The sequence below is a fragment of the Devosia sp. A16 genome (genome assembly GCF_001402915.1).
Classification (GTDB): Bacteria; Pseudomonadota; Alphaproteobacteria; order Rhizobiales; family Devosiaceae; genus Devosia_A.
Window position 1 is genome coordinate 710,513 of sequence record NZ_CP012945.1, and the last position, 14,271, is coordinate 724,783.

General features: G+C 67.5%; 13 protein-coding genes. 5 read left to right on the forward strand and 8 right to left on the reverse strand.

Annotated elements, in window-relative coordinates; genetic code table 11:
- Window positions 1-65: 65 nt before the first annotated feature.
- Entirely contained in the window at window positions 66-926 is an 861-nt protein-coding gene (locus APS40_RS03485; RefSeq protein WP_055045738.1) for an SDR family oxidoreductase, read from the forward strand.
- Window positions 927-1,191: 265 nt separating this feature from the next.
- On the opposite strand, the gene APS40_RS03490 is transcribed toward APS40_RS03485, so the two are convergent.
- The 3 genes from APS40_RS03490 to APS40_RS03500 form a co-directional block, all read right to left on the reverse strand.
- Complete coding sequence (locus tag APS40_RS03490; protein WP_055045739.1) at window positions 1,192-1,392, reverse strand: hypothetical protein; 201 nt, start codon at window positions 1,390-1,392, stop codon at window positions 1,192-1,194.
- Between the two features lie 201 nt (window positions 1,393-1,593).
- Window positions 1,594-1,794, reverse strand: a complete 201-nt coding sequence (locus APS40_RS03495) for a hypothetical protein (RefSeq protein ID WP_055045740.1) — start codon at window positions 1,792-1,794, stop codon at window positions 1,594-1,596.
- 105 nt (window positions 1,795-1,899) lie between these two features.
- On the reverse strand, window positions 1,900-2,163 hold the full coding sequence (locus APS40_RS03500) for a hypothetical protein (protein WP_055045741.1): 264 nt from the start codon (window positions 2,161-2,163) through the stop codon (window positions 1,900-1,902).
- 277 nt (window positions 2,164-2,440) lie between these two features.
- On the opposite strand from APS40_RS03500, the gene APS40_RS03505 reads away from it, so the two are divergent.
- Entirely contained in the window at window positions 2,441-5,365 is a 2,925-nt protein-coding gene (locus APS40_RS03505; RefSeq protein ID WP_156342819.1) for a BTAD domain-containing putative transcriptional regulator, read from the forward strand.
- A gap of 130 nt (window positions 5,366-5,495) precedes the next feature.
- Here the strand turns inward: APS40_RS03505 and APS40_RS03510 are convergent, their stop codons facing one another.
- Window positions 5,496-6,980 carry an ABC transporter substrate-binding protein gene (locus APS40_RS03510; protein WP_055045743.1) on the reverse strand — a complete coding sequence of 495 codons (1,485 nt, stop codon included), beginning with the start codon at window positions 6,978-6,980 and terminating at the stop codon, window positions 5,496-5,498.
- A 197-nt stretch (window positions 6,981-7,177) separates the two neighbouring features.
- On the opposite strand from APS40_RS03510, the gene APS40_RS03515 reads away from it, so the two are divergent.
- The 3 genes from APS40_RS03515 to dgoD all read left to right on the forward strand — a co-directional run bounded on the left by APS40_RS03515 (window position 7,178) and on the right by dgoD (window position 10,463).
- Window positions 7,178-7,879 carry a GntR family transcriptional regulator gene (locus APS40_RS03515; RefSeq protein ID WP_055045744.1) on the forward strand — a complete coding sequence of 234 codons (702 nt, stop codon included), beginning with the start codon at window positions 7,178-7,180 and terminating at the stop codon, window positions 7,877-7,879.
- A gap of 68 nt (window positions 7,880-7,947) precedes the next feature.
- A complete protein-coding gene (locus APS40_RS03520; protein ID WP_055045745.1) occupies window positions 7,948-9,096 on the forward strand; it encodes a mandelate racemase/muconate lactonizing enzyme family protein in 1,149 nt (382 codons plus the stop codon).
- A 191-nt stretch (window positions 9,097-9,287) separates the two neighbouring features.
- A complete protein-coding gene (gene dgoD, locus APS40_RS03525) occupies window positions 9,288-10,463 on the forward strand; it encodes a galactonate dehydratase (RefSeq protein ID WP_055045746.1) in 1,176 nt (391 codons plus the stop codon).
- Window positions 10,464-10,511: 48 nt separating this feature from the next.
- Here dgoD and APS40_RS03530 read toward each other — a convergent pair whose 3' ends face one another.
- Genes APS40_RS03530 through APS40_RS03545 form a run of 4 tightly spaced genes read right to left on the reverse strand, consistent with a single transcriptional unit; the run spans window position 10,512 to window position 14,266 of the window.
- On the reverse strand, window positions 10,512-11,423 hold the full coding sequence (locus APS40_RS03530; RefSeq protein WP_055045747.1) for an N-acetylglucosamine kinase: 912 nt from the start codon (window positions 11,421-11,423) through the stop codon (window positions 10,512-10,514).
- A complete protein-coding gene (locus APS40_RS03535) occupies window positions 11,420-12,520 on the reverse strand; it encodes an ABC transporter ATP-binding protein (protein WP_055045748.1) in 1,101 nt (366 codons plus the stop codon). The genes APS40_RS03530 and APS40_RS03535 overlap by 4 nt, the downstream gene beginning before the upstream one ends.
- Window positions 12,521-12,530: 10 nt before the next feature.
- Window positions 12,531-13,382, reverse strand: a complete 852-nt coding sequence (locus APS40_RS03540) for a carbohydrate ABC transporter permease (RefSeq protein ID WP_082434167.1) — start codon at window positions 13,380-13,382, stop codon at window positions 12,531-12,533.
- Complete coding sequence (locus tag APS40_RS03545; protein ID WP_055045749.1) at window positions 13,379-14,266, reverse strand: carbohydrate ABC transporter permease; 888 nt, start codon at window positions 14,264-14,266, stop codon at window positions 13,379-13,381. The genes APS40_RS03540 and APS40_RS03545 overlap by 4 nt, the downstream gene beginning before the upstream one ends.
- Between the last annotated feature and the right edge of the window lie 5 nt (window positions 14,267-14,271).

Sequence of the window (14,271 nt, forward strand, 5' to 3'; positions counted from 1 at the left end):
TCAGGTGAACCCTCCCGGCGTTGCGACGTTGCGCTCACATCCTGTCAACCACACGAGGTCGAGCCATGCAGCGCACCTTCCCCAAGCCCCCCTTCCCGCCGCAGAAGCAACCCTATCCGGGCCTCGCCAGCCGGATGGACCCGGTCCCCGACCATGGCGAGAAAAGCTACGAGGGGCGGGGTCGGCTCACGGGCAAGAAGGCGCTGATCACCGGCGGCGACTCCGGCATCGGCCGCGCCGTCGCCATCGCCTTTGCGCGCGAAGGGGCAGACGTCGCCATCTCCTACCTCAATGAAGAGGAGGACGCGGCCGAGGTGAAGGCGGTGATCGAAGGGGCCGGCCGCAAGTGCCTGCTGCTGCCGGGCGACCTCGCCGACCCCGAGCATTGCCGCAGCCTCGTGGCGCGGACCGTCGAGGCTTTCGGCGGGCTCGACGTGCTGGTCAACAACGCGGCGCGACAGAGCTATTTCGAGAGCATCGAGGAGATCCCCGACGAGGAGTGGGAAAAGGTGCTGGCGGTGAACATCTCGGCGATGTTCTACCTCACCAAGGCGGCGGTGCCGCACATGCAGCCCGGCTCCTCGATCATCAACACCGCCTCCAAGCAGGCGGACGAACCTAGCCCCGAACTGCTCGCCTATGCGGTGACCAAGGGAGCCATCCAGAACTTCAGCGCCGGACTCTGCCAGCTGCTGGCTAAGCGCGGCATCCGCGTCAACACCGTGGCGCCGGGCCCGGTGTGGACCCCGCTGGGGCCGGCGACCCTCCCGGAACAGAACGTCGCCGAGTTCGGCCAGCAGGTGCCCTTCAAGCGCCCGGCCCAGCCGGTCGAGCTGGCGCCGCCCTATGTGATGCTGGCGAGCGACGAGGCGAGCTACATCTCGGGCGCCACCATCGCGGTGACCGGCGGCAAGCCGGTGATTTAGGGTCGTCAGCGAAGGGGGACCGCAAACCCCTTTCGCATACCGAGAGTCACCGGCCTCTCCTGGATCCTCCCCCGCGTGGCGGGGGAGGGGGACCAGCGAAGCTGGTGGAGGGGGCGGCCCCAACACCGGCGCTTCTCGCCCCTCCCCCGTTTCCCGGTGGAGGAGCACGAGAGGCCGGGGAGAAGGTGGCCCGAAAGGCCGGATGAGGGGAAAGCCACGGTCGTCGGGGGGAACGGCTACCCGGAAATGCGACCGTCGCCGCCCGTCAGGGAAACGCCGGGTTCATCGGCGAGGGGTTGCGCTCGTCGTTCTCGTCGGCGTCGCGTTCCGCCTCGACGGTGTCCGGCTTGATCGGCTTCAGCTTGTCGGTTCCCGGCTGGTCGAGCGTCGTGCCGTCGGGGCGGCGGCCCAGATCGTCGATATTGTCGTCCATCTGGCGACGGTCGCGCTTGTTGTCTGCTGCCATCGGAGCTCTCCTCGATCGCATTGCTGATCGAAGCCAAACCCCGCAGCCTGCCAACCGTTCCCCCCGGGCGCGAGGGCAATAGAATATGAGAGTGCACCGGGCTCTCGGTGCGCAAGGCCAAATGGATTACCCGTGCCGGTCGGTATCGGCTCGAAGAACGGCCGGAACCACGGGCAGCCTGATGGGTCGCAGGCTCGGCCCTCACGGGTCGAGGTGGTGACCCCGCGCCTCGGCGACGCGCATCTTGGCCGGATTGTACGGCATGGTCTCGAAGTTGCCATTGGGCAACTGGACCGTCACGTGATGCGGGCCCTCGCCGTTGGGCTCGTGGGATATTCCCGTCGTCTTGGTCAGAACCCAGAGCCACTTGTCTCGCTCTACGGGAAGTTTCGGTTTGGCCATCGATCGAACTCCATCACTTGGGCTGCCGTCAGTGGTTTGAGACGGGAAACGTCTGGGGCGACGCTGGCCCCGCCCTCGTCTGTCGCGATGTGGCGGGACATGTGCTTATCGTGATGAGGCAGCGACCGCGTCCGCGACCGATCCGTCGTGATAGAGCAGCACGCGTTCCTCATCGCCTTCCGGGGTAAGGTACGAGACCTCGGCGCAGATGTTTTCGGGCTCACCCAACAGATAGAGCCTCGTCTGCATGACCCGCTCGGCGGCGGCGATGGGATGGGCGGCGATGGCGCGTACCGGTCTGCCGAACGCCCCTCCCCCATTGGCACCGATGTATCGCGCCACCTGGAAGGTGAACTGGATTTCACCCATCTGCGCTTCCTCGCCCCTGCCGGCGTCAGGTCGTTTCACGGGCCCTTGCCAATGCGCCCGCGCCACAGACGCATCCGGCACATTTCGCGAAAGCTAGGGGCAGGACGTCATCGCCGCGTGATGCCGACCGCTGCACACCGTGATTTGTTCGTGATTTCCGGTTGCACCTGCTAGGGTTCACCTCTCGATAGAGCAGTGAGCGCACCGGCCTGTGACTTCGCCCGATCTCCGTCTGAACCTGCTGGGGCCTTTCGAGGCACGGGACCGGGATGGGCGTGTGGTCGAGCTCAGGCTCAAGACGGCACGCCTGCTGCTGGCCTGGCTCATGCTCCGCCCGGCGCAAAGCGGCAGTCGCGACGAGATTGCCGCGCTGCTGTGGAGCGAACGGGACGAGGCCCAGGCCCGCCAGAGCCTGCGCCAGACCCTGGCCGTGCTGCGGCGCGCCCTCGGTGCAGGGGTCGGCGAGGTGCTCGAGGTCGATCGCGAGAAGCTCACACTTGCCGCGGGCGCCGTGCGGTCGGACGTAGCGGCGCTGCTGGACGCCCGGGCCGACAGCGCCATCGACGATCTCGAACGCGCCGTCGCCCGCTACCGCGGCGAATTCCTCGAGGGCCTGAGCATCCGCGATCCGGTCGGCCAGCAATGGCTCGAAGCCCGGCGGGCCGAACTCCGCGCCATGGCCACGAGGCGCTTCGAATGGCTGCTGACGGCCTACGATCGGGCCGGACGACATCGCGATGCCGAACCTGTCGCCTCTCGGCTGCTCGAGATCGACCCCCTCGCCGAGGAAGGGCATCGCGCCTTGATCCGGGTCCATCTGGCCGCCGGACAGCGGGCGCTGGCCATGCGGCAATACCAGCGCTGTCGCGATATCCTGGCGCGCGAACTGTCGGTCGAGCCGGCAGACGAAACCAAGGCGTTGCTGCGGGGCACACCCGGGTCGGCGCCGGACCAGCCGGCAACGGTGTCCGTGGTGCGCGAGCAACCGCTCGGCCGGACGCAGCAGGCGCACAACCTGCCCCGTCAGATGACCTCGCTGGTGGGGCGCGACCGCGAGGTGGAGGACGTTCTGGCGCGCCTCAGCCGCTACAGGCTGGTAACCCTGACCGGGCCCGGCGGAGCGGGCAAGACCCGCATGGCGGTCGAAACCGGCTTCCGGCTCGCCGGCGGCTACGCCGACGGAATCTGGCTGGTTGAGCTGGCCTCGATTGCCGATCCGCAACTGGTGGGGGAAGCCCTGTGCGGGGCGCTGGGGGTGCCGGTGGCCGGCGATCGGGCGGCCGTCGAGAGCGCCATCGCCCATCTGCAGCAGCGCCAGGTGCTGCTGATTCTCGACAATTGCGAGCACCTGGTTGCCGCTTCGGCGAGGCTCATCGAGATGCTGCTCGACGCCTGCCCGTCCGTCTCTATCCTCGTGACCAGCCGCGAGAGCCTGTCGGTCCCCGGCGAGAGCCTCTATCGGGTGCCCAGCCTCGCTTACCCGGCCCGCACCGAGACGATCAGCCCGGCTGATGCCGCCGCTTACAGCGCCGTGCAGCTGTTCGTCGATCGCGCCGCCGCGATGATCGAGGGCTTCGCGCTGGACGACGCCAACGCGACCGCCGTCGCCAGCATCTGCAGGCAGGTCGACGGCATCCCGCTGGCCATCGAACTGGCGGTGGGGCGCCTGAGGATGATGGGCCCCGAATGGCTGGCCGCCAATCTCAGCGCGTCGTTTCTGACGCTGCGGCGCTCCGGCCAGGCCGGCCCCAGGCATCACCAGACCCTCAGGGCCATGCTCGACTGGAGCTACGATCTGCTCGAGGTCCGGGAGCAGGTGCTGTTGCGCAGGCTTGCCGTCTTTGCCGGCGGCTGCTCCCTGGCTTCGGCGATGCAGGTCGCCAGCGGCGCACCGATTGCCGAGGATGAGGTGTTCGACCTCTTGTCCTCGCTGGTGGAGAAGTCGCTGGTCGCGGTCGATCTGACCGAAGCCGAGCCACGCTACCGGCTGCTCGAGACGACGCGGCGCTATGGTCTCGACAAACAGGACGAGCTCGGCGAACCGGGCCGGCAGCGGCAGCTCGCCCACTACCTGATCGATCGGTTTACCGAGGCCGGAGAGAGCTGGCCCACCACCCCGACGCTCACCTGGCTGGGCCGCTATGAACCCGAACTCGACAATGTGCGCGCCTCGCTCGAGTGGGCCTTCGGACCCGCGGGCGAGGCGGGCCTGGGCGTTGAGCTCGCGACGCTGAGCCTGAGGCTTTGGGATGAGCTGTCCCTGTTCCGCGAACGCGCGCGCTGGAGCGAACTGGCGATGCAGCGCATCGACGACACCGCGCCTCCCGCCATCGCGGCGCGCCTCCACCTGTCGCGGACCTCCAACAGCGCGCATGGCGACTCCTCCGGCTTTTCCTATGCCGATCAGGCGGTTCGCCTGTTCCGTTCCGCCGATCGTCCGCTCGATCTGGGAGAAGCCCTGGGTCGGGCCGGAGCCGCATTGCTGACCATGGAGACCATCGACAAGGCGCTTCCCTATCTCGAGGATGCCCTGAAAGTGCTCGAGCCGCTGGGGCCCACCAAGCCGCTTGCCAGTTGCCTGCGCTCCAAGGGGGTGGCGGCGTATCTGGCTGGCGACGTCGCGGCGGCCCGGACGCTGATCGGCCGGTCGATGGCCGTGTGCCGGACCGTCGGCGATTCCCGCGGCGTCACCAGCGCGCAGATCGCGCTCGCCGAGATGGACTTCATTGCCGGCGATGTGGCGAGTGCCATCGAAGGCATCCGGCGCATGCTCGGCGGCACGGACCATAACCGCCGGCAGGCCACCCTCGGCCTCGCCAACCTCGCCTCCTATCTGCTGTCGGACGGCAAAACGGCCCTGGCGCGCCAGGCGGCCGGCGAAAGCCTGCGCGAGGCGCGAGCCCTCGGCTGGCCGGCGGCCATCGTGCGCGCCGCAGAACACCTGGCGCTGGTCGCCGCACTTGAAGGCGAGGCCGAGCTTGCCGCCCGGCTGCTCGGCTTCACCGAGGCGTTTTATGCCAAAGGCAGCGCCAGCCGGGAATGGACCGAGCAGGTCACCCACCAACGCCTGGTGACGGAGCTGTCGATGCGCCTGTCACCGGCGCGCCTCGGCGAAGCGATGGCGGAGGGCGCCGGCTGGAGCGAGGCGCAGGCCATCGAGGCGGCAAGCGTCGTGGGCCGGGGACCGCACCCGAGGCATTAGCGCTTTCACGGCCAATGGGCAGTTCGCGCCCCGCAGGCCGGCGTGCGCCGGCAGCGGGCTTGTCGGCATACCCGCCGCCGCGAGGTCGTTGGACGAGGCCGGGCTGCTGCGCCCGGCCTCGTCGCTGGGGCTAGAGCCCGCCGCCACCGTGGATCTTCCGCACCTTGTCGGCGGCGTCCTTGGCGGCCTGTTCCACCGTCATGTTGCCGGTCAGCGCGTTCTGCAGCATGTCGGGCACGATGATGTTCATGATCTCGGGCGCTTCGGGCAGCGCCGGGAATGGGATGCCGTTGGGCAGCATCGAGGTGGTGACGTCGAGGAACTTGATGGTGTCGAGCCGCTCTTTCATCCACTCGGTCTTGAAGCCGTTGACATTGCCCGGGTTGGAGCCGGCCCAGGCCAGCTTCAGCGACCATTCCGGGCTGGTCCACATGCAGATCAGCGCCTTGGCCGCCGGCTCATCCACCTTGCCGCCCTCGACGAACTCGGACTTGACGATGTGGATGTTGGAGCCGCCGAACACCACGGCGCGCTTGCCGCTGGGCCCGGTGGGGATCAGCCCGTAGCGCATGTTCTCGAGCACGGTGTCGGCCACCGCCTTGTCGGCCCCGGTGGCGGCGCCGGCGAGTTCGACCATCCTCGCATATTCGGAAGGATGCGAGATCATCATCCCCAGCTGCCCCGAAATGAACGGCGCCTGGTTCTCGCCCTGCGTGTTGGTCAGCGCCGAAACCGGCACAGATTTGTCGCGCACATACATGTCGTAGGAGGCCTGCAGCGAGCGGATGCTCTCGGGGCTGTCGAGCCGCACCTCGCCATAGGTCGGGTTGGGGTCCGCCTCGTCGAACACCCCGCCGCCATAGCCCCAGAGCTGCGGCATGTAGCGATAGGGGGTGTTGCCGGCGTTCTGCTTGGCGACCAGCCCATAGCCCGAGATGCCCAGCTTGTCGTGGATCTGCTTGGAATAGCTGACCACGTCGTCCCAGGTGGCGGGCGGGTTGTCCGGGTCGAGCCCGGCCCGCTTGAAGATGTCGGCGTTCCAGATGAACGCCATGGTCTCGTTATTGGTGGGAATACCGTAGGTCTTGCCGTCCCAGGTCACCGCCTTCATCGCGCCGGGCCAGAAATCCTCGGGCTTGTAACCCACATCCTCGGGCTTGAGCTCTTCGAGATAGCCCTTGGCGGCGAACTCGGTGCCGCCGAGGATCTGCAGGCGGATTGCCATCGGCGCCGAATTGCCGAGCAGCGCAGTGCGGAACTTGTCGAGCAGCTCGTTATAGGTGATGCCCTGCTCGGTGAGTTCGATCCCCGGATAGGTGGCGCGGAACGCCGCGAAGAAATCGCGGTAATTGTCGCGCATGATCTGCGGATCGGCCTCGAAGATCCCCTGGTACCAGAAGGTCAGCTTGCCCTTGTAGTCGGTCGGGGTCACCGAGTTGCAGTGCCCGACCGTGTCGAAGGTCTCCGTTCCGGCGATCGAGCGCACATATTCGGGCGACCACTTGCTGATATCGATGCCTTCGGCGGCCAGCGCCGTCGAGGCCATCAGGCTGCCGGCCAGCGCAGCCGACAGCATGCCGCGCGCGAGCGCACGGCCAAATCCGTGTTCCGACATGAATTCCTCCCTCCCGTCCGCGACCGACGCCCCTCGCGCCGGTCAGGAACGGCTCTCCGGCAGCCTGCCGGTTACGCGAATTAACGCCGGGATTTCATCACAGGCAATCAGAATTTTGCAAAATTCTGCCTCACTATCTGGAAATTGCCGACGGAAACCGGCAAAGCTGCAGTGTCAGCAGCGTCGGAACCGATGAGATGAGTGCATTCAAGGCCCGCCCGCCCGTGGGCATCGACCCCACCGGGGTGTCGGAGGAAGGGGCCGCGGTTTACGAGCTGATCCGCGACGACATCATCTCGGGCCGGCTCGAAGCCAATGCGCGGCTGGTGGTGGCCGAACTCTCCGAGCGGCACCGCGCCCCCGCCAATGCGGTGCGCGAGGCGCTGCAGCTGCTGCGCTCGCAGGGTTTCGTGCTGATCGTCCACAACAAGAGCGCCAGGGTCCGCCCGATCGACCAGGATTTCGTGCGCGACACCTACGAGATCGGCGTCCTGATCGAACCCTCGATGGTGCGCTGGTTCGTCGGCATGGCCACCACCGCCGACATCGCCGCGCTGGAACGCATCCAGGATCAGATCGAAGCCAACAACTTCGCCGACCAGGTGCTGCACGGCGAGCTCGACACCCAGTTTCACAACGTCATGTACGAGCGGCACTACAACCACCTCGCCGCCGAGCTCTGGTGGAAGCACCGCGAGGTGCTGCGGGCCGTGGCGCGGCGCTACCAGTATACCCTGGTGCGCCAGGCGCAGGTGATGCGCGAACACCGCGAGCTGATCCGGCTGGTCAAGCTCGGCGATGCCGAGAAGGCCGCCAGCCTGATCGCCGTGCATGTCGATGGGGCCGGCCGGCACGTGCTCGAACAGATGCGGGCTGCCACTTCACGACGCGCCGGCTGAAGCAGTTTCGCGAAGCCGGGGGCAAATCCGGCACAGCGTATTCAATGGTTTGAGGGAGCCATTTCATCATGAAGATCACCGGCGTCCGGCCCTGGCTGGTCAAAGCCAGCACCTCCTACTGGGGCGAGTACCTGTTTGTCGAAGTGACCACCGACGAGGGGATTTCGGGCTGGGGCGAGATCACCTCGACCACCAGGATCGCCAACCGGGCGCTCGCCGCCATCCTCAGGCAGGTGAGCCACCAGATCGAGGGCGAAGACCCCAGCCGCATCGAGCGGCTGTGGCACAAGCTGTTCCGCAGCTTCACCTATATGGGCAGTCGCGGCGCCGCCTGCGAATGCGTCAGCGCCATCGACATCGCGCTGTGGGACATCCGCGGCAAGGTGCTGGGACTGCCGGTCTACGAGCTCTTGGGCGGCGCGGTGCGCGACGAGATCGCGCTCTATACCCATCCCGACCAGTCGAAGTTCACCTCCGACGAAGCCGTGGTGGCCGAGATCACCGACATCGTGAAGTCGGGGCATACGGCGCTGAAGTTCGACCCGTTCCCCTATCAGGGCGATCGCGAGCGGCGCGACGGCTATCTCGATGGCATGCTGTCGCGCGCCGACGAGAAAAAGGCCGCCGACCTCACCGCGCTGATCCGCCGGACGGCCGGCCCGGAAGTCGAGATCCTGATCGACGCGCATGGCCGCTTCGACGTGCCCACCGCCATCCGGCTCTGCCGTTCGCTCGAGGAAGCCGGCCAGATCGACTGGTTCGAAGAGCCGGTGCCGCCCGAGAGCCTCGATGCGCTCAAGCAGGTGCGCGAAAAGGTCAGCGCCGCCATCTCGGTGGGCGAGCGCGCCCACACCAAGTGGGATTTCGTGCCGATCCTCGAGAACAAGCTCGCCGACTACATCATGCCCGACGTCACCTGGACCGGCGGCATCACCGAGATGAAGAAGATCGCCATCCTCGCCGAGGGCTATTACGTGCCGATCTCGCCGCACGATGCGGGCGGGCCGATCAACGTGCTGGCCGGCGCCCATGTGATGATGACGGTGCCCAACTTCTACAAGCTCGAAACCTCGCGCTGGGACCTCAGTGGCTACAACGAACTGATGCACACCCGGCTCGACAACTCCAACGGCGCCCTGAAACTCCCCCGCGTCCCCGGCCTCGGCATCGAGATGAACCGGGACTATCTCGAGGATAATGAGATCAGGACGGCGTGAGCCCGAAATACCGGCCTCTCCCTGATCCTCCCCCGCGGGGCGGGGGAGGGGAACCGCCGAAGGCGGTGGAGGGGGCGGCAAGAGTCACGGTTAGTTTGGCTCCCCCCTCCACCAGCTTCGCTGGTCCCCCTCCCCCGCCCCGCGGGGGAGAATCACCGAGAGTTCAGCGCCTACCCCCAGAGGAGCCCCCAATGAAAATCACCGGCATCGAAACCGTCGTCGTCAACGCCGTGCACCGCAACTGGATCTTCGTGAAGGTGCTGACCGACCAGGCGGGCCTGTGGGGCTGGGGCGAGGCGACGCTCGAGTGGAAGACCCGGGCCGTGAAAGGCACCATCGACGATCTCGCGCCCTTCCTCATCGGCGAGGATCCGCTGCGCATCGAGCACCTCGTCAACACCATGACCCGCTTCAGCTTCTGGCCGCTCGGCTCGATCGGGCTCACCGCCGTCTCGGGCATCGAGCAGGCGCTGTGGGACATCAAGGGCAAGGCGCTGGGCGTGCCGGTGTGGCAATTGCTGGGCGGCCGGGTACGCGACAAGGTGCGCGTCTATACCCACCTGCGCCGCGGCGACAGCTCGGTCCGGGTGCCCAACACCGACATCTCGCGCTTCTGCGATGCGGTGCAGGAGACGGTGGAGATGGGCTACAACGCCATCAAGCTCGGCTTTGTCCCCTATACCGGCTATGACGCGCCCCTGCCCGCCGTGCGCCATGTCGAAAAGCTCGCCGCCGCGGTGCGCGAGCGGGTCGGCGACGGCGTCGAGATCATGACCGATTTCCACGGCCGCCCGGATTCCCTCGATGCCGCCATCGCCTACATCAAGGCGATCGAGCCGATCAAACCGCTGTTCTGCGAGGAAGTGATCCAGCCCGGCGACACCGCCGCCATGGCCGATATCGCCCGCCGCGTCGATTGCCCGCTCGCCACCGGCGAGCGGCTGTTCACCCCGCGCGAATTTCTCGAAGTGGCCCAGACCCGCGCCGTCGCCTATATCCAGCCCGACCTCGCCCATTGCATGGGCTTTACCGGCGGCCGCAAGATCGCCGCCATTGCCGAGGCCGCGCATATGGGGGTGTGCCCGCACAACCCGATGGGCCCGGTGGCCGGCGCCGTGGCGCTGCAGTTCGACGCCGCGACCACCAATTTCGTCATCCAGGAAGAAGCGGTCGGCATCGTGCCCTGGTTCGAGGAGATCTGCTCGAGCTATCCCCTCACCCTGGTGGACGGCGCCTGGCCGATCCCCGAGGCCCCCGGCCTCGGCATCGAGATCGACGAGAAAGCGGCGGCCCGCCACCCCTTCGCCCAGGAGGTGATCCCGGCGACGGAGTCGGTGCTGGCCGACGGGCGCATCGCCAACTGGTAGTGGCCGAGCGGCCGAGGCGGTAGGCCCCCGGATACCTTGCCCCCGCCGTTACCTCGATAGCCGCGCCAGCGCGCAGGCGCCTTCCACCGGCTTGCCGGTGAACAGATGCGCGGTGAGGTGCGGCGCGGTTTCCCCGAGGCCGGCGACGAAGGCGGCCCAGAGGCTCGGCTGTTCGACGATCACGCTGCCGCCCGCCACGACATGGCTGGCCCCGGCGCCGCGCCGGTCGAGCAAAGCGGCGAGTTCGGCGAGCATCTGGCCGCCCTCGCGGATCACCGCCTGGGCCAGCCGTGAACCGCGTTCGGCCGCCGCGAAGACGGCCACTGCATGCACCCCGACCTCGGCGGCGGTGCGCAACTGCCCCAGCGTGCTGCCGAGCCGCGGCACTGCTTTGACCTCGAGCGAGGCGAGGATGGCGGCGGCGAGCGGTTCGGTGGCATCGCCACCGCGGTCGAAATGCAGCGCCACCGCGCGCACCGCCTGCCGCACCAGCGCCGCGGCGCTGCCCTCGTCGCCGACGATCCAGCCCCAGCCGCCCGCGACCAGCATGCGATCGGGGGCCGGCCGGCAGACGGCAATCGAGCCGGTGCCGGCGACGACGCCGATCTGTCCGGGAAAGCCCAGCGCCAGCGGCATCAGTTCGGCATCGTTCACCACCGCAACCCTGGCGCCGGTGCGCGCCGCCACGGCGCTCTCGAACGCCTTGCATTCCTCGGCGTCGTCGCAGCCGTGCGCGCCGATGCCGATGGCGGCGACGGGCGCCCCGCCGGCAAGCTGGCCGACCAGCCCGAGCAGCGCCTCGGCATCCTCGTTCCAGTCGCGCCGGCGCCAGCTCGCGCTTGCGACGATCAGGTCGCGCTCGGCGCCCCCGTCATCGGGGAGCGCCCGAAGGTGCGTCTTGGTCCCGCCGATATCGATGCCGATCGATAGCGGGGTGAGGAGAGAATGAGGAGAACTCATTGCCGGCCGGCGCTCCCGCGGATGCGCAGCCCATCGCGCTCGAACAGCAGGGCGCGGCTCGGGTCGAGCTCGAGGCGCACGCTGGTGCCGGCCCGCGCCGCGTCCCGCCGCGCCCGGACGATGACGGATGTTCCGTCGCCCAGCGTGAGATGGACGAAACTCTCCGCCCCCAGCTCTTCGACGAGGGTCACCCGGCCCTCGAGCTCCCCGGTCGCGCCATCTGTCGCGATCGCTAGGTGCTCGGGCCGGATGCCGAGCGTCACCGCCCGGGCGCCGCCGTCGACCCCGCCGATCGGCAGGCTGATGTCGGCCGCCCCGCCGACGCCGCTCAGCCTGACCGAGCCGGCATCGGCAGCGACGAGCTGCGCGGCGAGGAAGTTCATCCTGGGCGAGCCGACAAAGCCGGCGACGAACCGGTTGTCGGGGTCGTCATAGAGGGTCAGGGGCGGCCCGGCCTGCTGGATGTGGCCGCCGCTCATCACCACCATCTTGTCGGCGAGCGTCATCGCCTCGACCTGGTCGTGCGTCACATAGATCATGGTGGTGCCCAGCCGCCTGTGCAGCTCGGTGAGTTCGGCCCGCATCTGCACCCTGAGTTCCGCATCGAGATTCGACAGCGGCTCGTCGAACAGGAACACCCGCGGCTCGCGCACGATCGCCCGGCCGATGGCGACGCGCTGCTTCTGCCCGCCGGAGAGCTGGCCCGGCTTGCGCTCGAGCAACTTGTCGAGCTGCAGGATCGCGGCGGCCTCGCTGACCCGCGCGGCGATGAAATCGCGCGCCTTGTGCGCCATTCTGAGGCCGAACGAGACGTTCTGGAACGTCGTCATATGCGGGTAGAGCGCATAGGACTGGAACACCATCGCCGCGCCGCGGTCGGCCGGCTCGACGTCGTTCATCACCTCGCCTTCGATCGAGATGGTGCCGGCGCTGATCTCCTCGAGGCCGGAGATCATCCGCAGCAGGGTGGACTTGCCGCAGCCGGAGGGGCCGACGAACACCACGAACTCGCCCTTGTCGATCTTGAGATCGACGTCGGACAGGATGCTGACCGAGCCGAACGACTTCGAGACCGAGGAAATATCGAGGAAAGCCATTATTGCTCCTTCAGCCCTTGCTTCCCGACATCGCGATGCCCTGGACGATCTGGCGCTGGAAAATGAGGAAGAAGACCAGCGGCGGCACGGCCGCCAGGAGGTTGGCGGTCATCACCGTATCCACCGTGTGGTGCGACAGCGGCGAGTTGAACAGGCCGACCACCTGACCCACGGTGTAGAGCTCTTCCCTGGTGCCCACGATCAGCGGCCACATGTAGTTGCCCCAGGTCTGGATGAAGGTGAGGATGGCCAGCGTCACCAGCGCATTGCGGCAGAGCGGCAGCACCACGTGCCAGTAGATCTGGAAGTGCCCTGCCCCATCGAGCCGCGCCGCCTCGATCATGTCCTTGGGGATGGCGCGCATGAACTGCACCAGCATGAACAGCCCGAACGCCGAGGCGAGCCCCGGCACCACCAGCCCCTCCATGGTGTTGAGCCAACCGAGCCGCGACACCAGCACATAGGTGGGAATGATGGTCACCGCGGTGGGCACCATCAGCGCCAGCAGCACCACGCCGAACAGGATCCGGCGGCCGGGGAACTCGAACAGCGAGAACTCGAACGCCGCCAGCGAGCCCACCAGCAGCACCCCGGCAATGGTGAGCAGTGCATAGAGGATCGAGATGCCATAGGCGCGCAGATAGCCGGTCTGGGCGAAGATCGTCGTGATCTTGTCGATCCCGGCGCTGAACGAGGTGGGCCACAGCCGCGGGTTGAGCGAGACCGCCTCGCCGGCCTGGGCGAACACCACGTTGAACATCCACCAGATCGGGAACACCGCGACCAGCGCGATCGCGACGGCAAGGAGCCATTTGAGCGCGGTCCAGACGGTGAAGCGGCGCAGCCTGCGCATCGAACTCATCGGCGTTCACTCCAGGCGCGCAGGCCGAACATCACGCCGGTGACGGCGACGATGGCGACGGTGAGGAGGAAGCCGTAGGCGGCGGCCTCGCCGAACTTCACCCCGCCAAAGGCCCGCCCCATCATGTCCATCACCGGAAACAGCAGCGCGTTGCGCCGCCCGCCATAGGAGGTGAAGGACGAGCCGGTCAGCAGCCAGGGCTTGTCGAACACCTGCATGGCCGAGATCAGCCCGTAGGTGAGTACGAAGAACAGCACCGGCCCCAGCATCGGGATGGTAACGTGGAACAGCTGCTGCCGCCGGCTGGCGCCATCGAGCCGCGCCGCCTCGTAGAGTTCGGTGGGGATGTTCTTCAGCCCCGCAAGGATGATCACCATGTTGAAGCCCGCCGACACCCAGATATCCACGGCGATGAGCGCGTAGAGCATGGTGCCGGTGTCGTTGAGGAAATTGACCGAGGGCAGGCCGAACCAGCCCAGCACGGTGTTGAGGAGGCCGAAATTGGGGGCATAGATCCAGCGCCAGATGGTGGCCGCGAGGAACGCCGGCAGCACCACCGGCATGAAATAGGCATTGCGGAAGAAGTTGGACCAGCGCCCGGTGAAACTGTCCACCAGCAGCGCCAGGCCCAGCGCCGCTAGGATACCGAGCGGCACGGTGATGGCGATATAGGCGGCGAGGTTTCCCATGGCGCGGGAGAAATCGCGCGAGGCGACGATCTTCGAATAGTTGTCGGCGCCGACGAACTCCGGCACCCGCACGCCGTTCCAGTCGTGGAAGCTGTAATAGAGGCCGCTGAGGATCGGATAGAGGAAGAACACGACGAACAGCACCATGAACGGCGCGATCATCAGATAGTGCGGCAGGTAACGGCGAAACGGCATGGACG

Bases quoted from the DNA above. Each gene is read 5' to 3' on its own strand.
- APS40_RS03485 (WP_055045738.1), top strand. From the start codon at position 66: ATGCAGCGCACCTTCCCCAAGCCCCCCTTCCCGCCGCAGAAGCAACCC.
- APS40_RS03515 (WP_055045744.1), top strand. From the start codon at position 7,178: ATGAGTGCATTCAAGGCCCGCCCGCCCGTGGGCATCGACCCCACCGGG.
- APS40_RS03500 (WP_055045741.1), bottom strand. From the start codon at position 2,163: ATGGGTGAAATCCAGTTCACCTTCCAGGTGGCGCGATACATCGGTGCC.
- APS40_RS03545 (WP_055045749.1), bottom strand. From the start codon at position 14,266: ATGCCGTTTCGCCGTTACCTGCCGCACTATCTGATGATCGCGCCGTTC.
- dgoD (WP_055045746.1), top strand. From the start codon at position 9,288: ATGAAAATCACCGGCATCGAAACCGTCGTCGTCAACGCCGTGCACCGC.
- APS40_RS03495 (WP_055045740.1), bottom strand. From the start codon at position 1,794: ATGGCCAAACCGAAACTTCCCGTAGAGCGAGACAAGTGGCTCTGGGTT.
- APS40_RS03530 (WP_055045747.1), bottom strand. From the start codon at position 11,423: ATGAGTTCTCCTCATTCTCTCCTCACCCCGCTATCGATCGGCATCGAT.
- APS40_RS03535 (WP_055045748.1), bottom strand. From the start codon at position 12,520: ATGGCTTTCCTCGATATTTCCTCGGTCTCGAAGTCGTTCGGCTCGGTC.
- APS40_RS03540 (WP_082434167.1), bottom strand. From the start codon at position 13,382: ATGAGTTCGATGCGCAGGCTGCGCCGCTTCACCGTCTGGACCGCGCTC.
- APS40_RS03520 (WP_055045745.1), top strand. From the start codon at position 7,948: ATGAAGATCACCGGCGTCCGGCCCTGGCTGGTCAAAGCCAGCACCTCC.
- APS40_RS03510 (WP_055045743.1), bottom strand. From the start codon at position 6,980: ATGTCGGAACACGGATTTGGCCGTGCGCTCGCGCGCGGCATGCTGTCG.
- APS40_RS03490 (WP_055045739.1), bottom strand. From the start codon at position 1,392: ATGGCAGCAGACAACAAGCGCGACCGTCGCCAGATGGACGACAATATC.